At 30.0% G+C, this 6926-nt stretch carries 9 protein-coding genes; 4 read left to right on the top strand and 5 right to left on the bottom strand.

Features of this window, described 5'->3' with window-relative positions:
• Positions 1-313: 313 nt before the first annotated feature.
• The 3 genes from CLTEP_RS13000 (at position 314) to CLTEP_RS12990 (ending at position 1739) form a co-directional block, all read left to right on the top strand.
• A complete protein-coding gene (locus CLTEP_RS13000) occupies positions 314-880 on the top strand; it encodes an RNA polymerase sigma factor (RefSeq protein WP_066827386.1) in 567 nt (188 codons plus the stop codon).
• Positions 870-1103 (top strand): BhlA/UviB family holin-like peptide, encoded by a 234-nt coding sequence (locus CLTEP_RS12995; protein ID WP_066827384.1) that lies wholly within the window; start codon positions 870-872, stop codon positions 1101-1103. Before CLTEP_RS13000 ends, CLTEP_RS12995 begins: the two co-directional genes overlap by 11 nt.
• A 132-nt stretch (positions 1104-1235) precedes the next feature.
• On the top strand, positions 1236-1739 hold the full coding sequence (locus CLTEP_RS12990) for a hypothetical protein (protein ID WP_066827382.1): 504 nt from the start codon (positions 1236-1238) through the stop codon (positions 1737-1739).
• A gap of 82 nt (positions 1740-1821) precedes the next feature.
• Here the strand turns inward: CLTEP_RS12990 and CLTEP_RS12985 are convergent, their stop codons facing one another.
• On the bottom strand, positions 1822-2331 hold the full coding sequence (locus CLTEP_RS12985; RefSeq protein WP_066827381.1) for a hypothetical protein: 510 nt from the start codon (positions 2329-2331) through the stop codon (positions 1822-1824).
• 368 nt (positions 2332-2699) lie between these two features.
• Between CLTEP_RS12985 and CLTEP_RS12980 the strand changes: the two genes are divergently transcribed.
• Positions 2700-3266, top strand: a complete 567-nt coding sequence (locus CLTEP_RS12980) for a DUF4250 family protein (protein ID WP_066827380.1) — start codon at positions 2700-2702, stop codon at positions 3264-3266.
• 22 nt (positions 3267-3288) lie between these two features.
• Here CLTEP_RS12980 and CLTEP_RS12975 read toward each other — a convergent pair whose 3' ends face one another.
• From CLTEP_RS12975 to CLTEP_RS14955, 4 genes are all read right to left on the bottom strand, one after another.
• Positions 3289-3789: a helix-turn-helix domain-containing protein gene (locus CLTEP_RS12975; RefSeq protein ID WP_066827379.1), complete on the bottom strand. Its 501-nt coding sequence runs from the start codon at positions 3787-3789 to the stop codon at positions 3289-3291.
• 1219 nt (positions 3790-5008) lie between these two features.
• Positions 5009-5200, bottom strand: a complete 192-nt coding sequence (locus CLTEP_RS12970) for a hypothetical protein (protein WP_066827378.1) — start codon at positions 5198-5200, stop codon at positions 5009-5011.
• Between the two features lie 316 nt (positions 5201-5516).
• Positions 5517-6092 carry a signal peptidase I gene (gene lepB / locus CLTEP_RS12965; protein WP_066827376.1) on the bottom strand — a complete coding sequence of 192 codons (576 nt, stop codon included), beginning with the start codon at positions 6090-6092 and terminating at the stop codon, positions 5517-5519.
• A 130-nt stretch (positions 6093-6222) separates the two neighbouring features.
• Positions 6223-6926: hypothetical protein (locus CLTEP_RS14955; protein ID WP_161938384.1), on the bottom strand; the 704-nt coding region annotated here is incomplete at its 5' end.

Genomic DNA, 6926 nt, shown 5'->3' with positions numbered 1-6926 from the left:
TAAATTCTGTTCCTTTGTACTTACCCTTGCATAGCCATAAATTCTCATAATTGCTTCCCCTCTCTTTATGTCCAAAATTATAATACAAATGTATCATAATATCAAGTGTATTTTTGATACGTTTCATGATATTTTTTACAAGTATTCGATACGCTACAAAGCATTGAAATACGGTAAACGACAAACTGTTTCAAAAAGTATACTTTTTGAAGTTTATATAAAAATGTGTATTAAAATTTAAATAATATGTTTCCAAAATTATCCCTCAAACAGACTTTAATATTTAAGAGCTTGATAATATTGGGGTGATTTCATGAATTTATATAAAACTATCGAAAATTGTCAAAGAGGAGATGAAAAATCTACTAATATGCTCATAGCTAGATTTTCAGATTTAATTGATAATTTATCACGGAAAATTAATTTTCAAAATTATGAGGATAGCAAGTATTACATAATTACTGAATTTATAGCAAGTGTTAAGACATTAGAGCTATCGAATTATAAGAATTATGATGAGAAATCTCTTGCTAATTGCTTAGCTAAAATACTAATTAGAAAACAAGCTGATTACTATAAAAAAAGTAAGAAAAGAGAAAAAGAATATCCAGTTGATTCAGAAATATATTCAAAACTGTATTCATGTACTGATGACACCTTAGAACATATCGTAGATAAAGTCTATATAAGAGAATTGATGGATGATTACCTTACCGAAAACCAAAAATATATTTTATTTCAAAAATACTATAAGGATAAAAGAACAGAACTAATAGCAAAAGAACTAGGTATAAGTAGACAAGCTGTCAATCGAAGTGCTAGAGCAGGGATAAAAAAACTTAGAAAACATATAACAGAGGGTGATTTTAATGGAAAGTGAAATAATTAAAGTAGCAGCTTCTCAAGGAATTTGGGCAGCTCTTAGTGTATTTTTAATTTTTTATATATTAAAAGCACAAGAAAAGAGAGATATAAGACAGGAAGAAAGAGAAAAAAATTATCAAGAAATTATAGCAAAACTTACAGATAAACTGGATATTGTTGAAGATGTAAAGAAAGACGTTGAAGATATTAAAAATTACGTTTTTAATAAAAAAAATTAAATTTTTTTCAAATATAGGTTTCCATTTTTGCACCTAATTTAGACTTTATATAGTGTAAGACAAAAACAACAGTCGACTGAAAAATGTCTTGCAAAAATAAAAAAAATTAAATGAAAAGGAGATTGATACTATATGAGTAACAATGGAATAATGGTTAATTCCAGACCAAGGATTATAGAAAAAGATTTTACAGTAGATGAGATTAGAAAAATAATAGAAAAAGCAGAAAAACTTTACGATTTATTAAAATATAATATTGATGATCCTCTTAAAGAAGTTAAAAAATTTAAAACTCTTGGAGAAGAATTAAAATCAATGCTTGAATCAATGGGACTTATAAAAGCTGTTGAATTTGGTGCTTTTGGTGGTTTCTTAACCTATTTAATATTCAAATTAATAGATTCTGGAATTGAAGCAAATGAGGAAGCATATACGGAATTAGAAAATAACTTCAAAGATACTATGATAAGTCTGTATAGAGTGAAAAATGTTATGGAGCATAATGGATACACATTAGTTAAAATGCAGGTTGTTTTTATAGATTTCCTTTGCTATGGAAAAATTTATGATTGTCCTATAGGTACTAGACAAAAAGGACTTTATAGAGATGGTCATTGGTACTTAACTGAAATGTAATTAATTACAAGAACCACTATTAATTTTTATTTGTGGTGGTTCTTGTGTTTTTATTTAACATTTTATCGTTTTATCAGTGGTCTTAATCTGTTTTTATTTCATCCAAATTATATCTTTTGACTAGTTTATCAGTAAAATCTACATATTCCTTGGATAAAATTTTTACTTTTTTTAATTTTTCCTCTGATTTTGTCTTTGAATATTGTTCTCCATACAGTATTAAATCCGTTAGGGAAGAACATGAATAGTATAGAAACTTTGCTTGAGTTTTTTTGTTATTAGGAATTTTATACTCTAGCTTATTTACATGAAAAGAATAGTGTTCTAATTCGTGAGATAAAGACACTAATAACATTATTCTATCACCTGTAAGAATTTTATGAATTACGTGAAAGGAATTATCATCTAATTTTGAAGTTTTTACAACCTTTTTAGCAACAGGATACACTGTTTTAGCAATATTATAATATAATTCTATATATTTTTGTTTTGTTTGTTCAAATTTTTTTATCCTTTCTTGCATACTGTACACATTGTAAGATATTAGTATAACAGCTGACAATGCAATGAAAATCCCTATTATTTTTTTCATATATATCCATTCCTTTCGCTTTCTTCAATACACGGTGATATTATACCATAAAATAACTAAAATGATAACATATTCATCAAATTTGTATTGTATAAGAATAAAGTGTAAATCCAACATGACCTTCAAAATAGAATACCTCTATTTTCACATATAACCTCATGTATGACATTTGAAATTAAAATTAGACCAAACATACCTTGAAATGTTTTGAGCCATTCTAAAATGTTTTTAAGTGGTTATTTTTGAAATTACAAATTATACTATTTTCCCCTGATAAACGGTGCATTAAATAAAGGGGATTTTTATTTTTTACCGAAGTTTTATAATATAACACAAATAGTACTTGTAATTACGAAAGGGTGTGAATGATGAAGAGAAGCGAATTTGATAAGTTAAATCAACTAGAGCAAATTGATTTTGTAAATAAACAACTTAAGCAAGGTACTTCATTGACTCAAATATGCAAAGATATTGATATTGCTAGAAGCACATTAAGAAAAAGATTTGAAAAGACAGGATATACATTCAACAAAGAGCATAATAAATATGAATTAGCAGAGCAACACAATAAAGGTGTTATTTGCAACTCTGATGCTATAAGTAATTCAAATAATACGAATAATACTTATAATGCAAATATTACAAGTAATTCAAGTATTATGTATAACACCGATATTTCAATAACAAACGAAATGCTAAAAGAAATATCAGAAATGTTGGTTTGGTATAGAGAACAAAAGCAAAAAGAAGATGCTGAATTATTAGAAATCACTATCCCTAAAGAACTAAAGGGTAAACTTGTTACTCGCTCATTCAAGATGTATGAAAATGTTTTGAAAATGTATGATGATTTCTGTTTTGATAACCCAAGAATAAAGAAACAAGACATAATAAACATGGCTTTAGTTGAATACATAAGAAAAAATCGAAAGTAGCAATTAAACACACTAGAATAACTTAATCTAGTGTGTTTTGATTAGCTATATTCTGTACATCAGAGCGTTTATTAATTAATTTATATACATAAGCTTTGCTTAGTTCAACTTTCTTAGCTATTTCCCCATAGCTAAATCCTTGTTCACGTAAATAATTTATTTTCTTTATAGTTTCCTCTGTTAATCGACTCTTTCTACCTGCTCCACGCTCGTTATGTTTTTTATTAGTTATTTTGGTTAGCAGCTGCCTGTTTTCTTCCTTTAGTTTGGAACATTTTTCGATTAGTCTATTGTTCTTTTGTATTAAATATTCATTCTGCGATTTTAAAGAGTTATAATTATACTCGATTTGTTCCAATTGTTTTACTACTCCATCAAATTCAGCTTTATCAATCATATTTTTATTGTTTAGTATATCTTCTTTCTCCTTATAAAGTTCAACTACTTGTCTTGAAAGAGAATTAGCCATATCCTCTAACTCTTTAATTTTCTGTTCTAAGTCTTTTTTAGTAACACGTGCCAAAATTATCACCACCGTTCACAAATTAATTTAAGTATATCATGAAATAGGTGATATAACATCGACCAATTAATTCCAAAATTTTTATCCTTATATTTTACAAGCTTAATTTAATTCAATTTTTAATCTCTATTTTAAATATTTGTTTTTTCTAAAACTTATTTTTTGACCTAAAATCAACGTTTTGAACCATAGTATAAAGATATTTTTGTAGAAATCAATAAAATTTTTAGTGTAAAAATTTTTACTAGGATAAAAATTTTTATCCTTTTTTTTTCAATGCAGTAAGTATAAAATATCTCAAATAAATTAACACAAAAGTATACTTGTAAAATATACTTTCTATGCAGCTAAACAAAACTCGTGAATTACCACTACTTATAGAAATGGATGGCTTCTTAGTCAATAGCACCAACGTGCCAAGTTTACCCAAGCTTGAAAGGTCGCACCAAATAAGTTTCACCAACAACATCCAGTACCAGTTTTGTAATCTCTTATAAAAACCTACAAGACTCTAAAATCTAACTTTGCCTAAGTAATTCTCAACTCAAAAACGTATCACACAATTTAAGTTACCATTAAGTCTATGTGTATCCACCCTTAAGTTACCTAATACCATTGAGCAATTTTTGTATTCTTAGTATTTAACCATATTTAACTACATATAAGTTACCATTAAGTTATGTGTATACCGACCTTTAATTACCATTGAGTTGGAATTTTAGATGGTATCTATTAGTTACCTAAGTATCCCAAAAGAAAAGATAAGAACATTCCTAAAACGGGAATATGGTATTTAGAATTAAATTATTAGTTCCACTCACATTCTACATCTATTAAATTTTAGGATTCACCGTTCACAAGAAATGAAAAGGAGGTAACAAATTGCTACCCCCACTAAACGGTTAAAACTTTTAAAATATAATCTTTATTTTTAAATACCTCTATTTTAAACGTATAAGCTCGTGTATGACGTTTAAAATAAAAATCAGACCTAATATACCTTAAAATATTTTGAGCCGTCATAGAGCATTTTTGAATGGTTATTGAAGGTGTTCCTATTAAACTGTCTTCTGACTTTGTTTTTGTATTCTTAGTACACTAACTATCGAATCTAAGTACCATATGGGTGTTTTTTTCTGCTTAATTGAAGTGCGTAAACATACCGAAATCAATACGTATAGCTATGCTACTGACACAGCCATGCAGTTCTAAATTTCATTTACACATCATTAATGACATTAATTGTGCTATTACAAGCCGCTATGACACATTCCTTGATATAATCCATTGAACAACCATCCGATGTATCTAAAGTTACATCAATGTTCACATCTCGGATAAGCTCTCCTGTTGTTTCCTCTTTAAGCATTAATGACATTTTAAATGTGTAAATTTTGCTCTCTACACTCATTTTTCTACCTCCCTTAATTTAAAATAACACTCCTATATAGAGCAGTATCTTCTTGCATTAACCCATAACCTAGCTAGTATAAACCCTAATACCTTGTGTTTGTGTACGCACTTTGACAACATAACCAACAAAAAAAACCAAGAAGTCCAATTTTTATCTACTGAACTTCTTGGTAAACTATAGTCCAAAACTGATAAACTTTTAGTGAAGTATATGATATAACTATGTACTTAGTTAGAAAGATATCCCTACGGGGTGGATCACAACACATAATATAAAGATACCCCTTTCGTGCAACTTTTTGAACCAACTAATATCAGCATATAACATCCTCTACATCAAGTATATCAACTGTTTTAAGCATTTTATTTGTATTTATAACATTATCTTTAATATCCATTTTACCTGCACCGATAAACGGGTTCTTCCAATAACGTGAATCAAACGAGTTTGTTCGATTGTCGCCTAAGAAGAAGTAATGCCCTTTGGGGACGGTGTAAGTACCGTAGTGAAGTCCTGAATAGACTTCACCTTGTTTTAACTGGTTCTTGATATACGGTTCGTCTAGCTTTTTGTCGTTCACATAAACTGAACCGTCTGCATTTATGGTTACTTTGTCCTGTGGCAACCCTATAAGTCTTTTGACCATCTTTTCGTCCTGTTCGTGAGAGTAAAAGACTACGATATCCCCTCTCTTGAGATGCGATGGGTTGTGAACAACTAGCGTGAGAATCCTATCATTAGGTTGTATTGTGGGATACATTGAAGTTGTCGGGACTATGATGTTGAAGAATATAAATTTAGTAATGATTAGGTAGAACGCTAAAGCAAAAGCTATACCTTGTAAAAACGGTACGGTGTCCTTTAAAAAGAATACTAGTTTACGTTCCATGTATAGACCTCTCTTTCCTGTTATTTTTTTCTCTCGGTTCAGCTAAATATAGTTAGGTATCTGGTTGAGGTATATAAGGTATAAGGGAAGGTATCTCTAATATAGAGAAAGAACCCATGAAGGGTTCTCTTTAGTGGGATGGTTCAAGGTTAAATCCGGGGTAGTCTCCCTCATAGCCAACTCCTAGGCTTGGGTCTAAACCGCTATGCTCTATGTCTAGCTTTCTAACTTCTTCCTCGCTTAGTGCATGATACTGAATATTTGTTCCCCCTTGACTTACATTACTGCCTGTGTTACAATTACTCTCTGGTAATTGCTTTTCTTTATGCCCCGAGTTATGAGTAGATTGTTTACGTGCCTTTTCTTCGGCTTGTCTGCGGGCTAACTCTTCGGCGGCTTGTTTTTGGGCTTTTTCTTGGGCTATTATGTCGAGGTAGTTATTAGGAACGCTATCGAGTTCTGCGACGGTGATGTGAAACTCGTCTGCCCAATACTGCTTGAGGTCTGCTATTTGCTTATCAGAAAAATGTTCTTCTTTAGCTTCATTAATTTTAGAGTCTACTAACTTTCTTACTTCCCATAATTCAAATCCATGTTCAACAGTATCGCTCTTAACTTTCTTATGAATATCCACCTTTGCTTGAGGTTTAGGAGTTTCCTTCGCTTGGGTCTGTTCGTGTGTTGAGATTTCGGAAGGGTTGATTGAATCACAAGCGTCTACCCAGTTATCTCCGTAGTGAATACCTGTGTTGGGTTCTGTATGGTTACCGATTAAACTTACCTTGTCGTTAGGTTGCATTTTTCCAAATTCTTTTGTTGTTTTATACTTGCCTT

The sequence above is a fragment of the Clostridium tepidiprofundi DSM 19306 genome, assembly GCF_001594005.1.
Taxonomy (GTDB): Bacteria; Bacillota; Clostridia; order Clostridiales; family Clostridiaceae; genus Clostridium_AC; species Clostridium_AC tepidiprofundi.
Note: the sequence above shows the minus strand (reverse complement) of the source record. Positions and strands in the feature narration are given on the sequence as shown.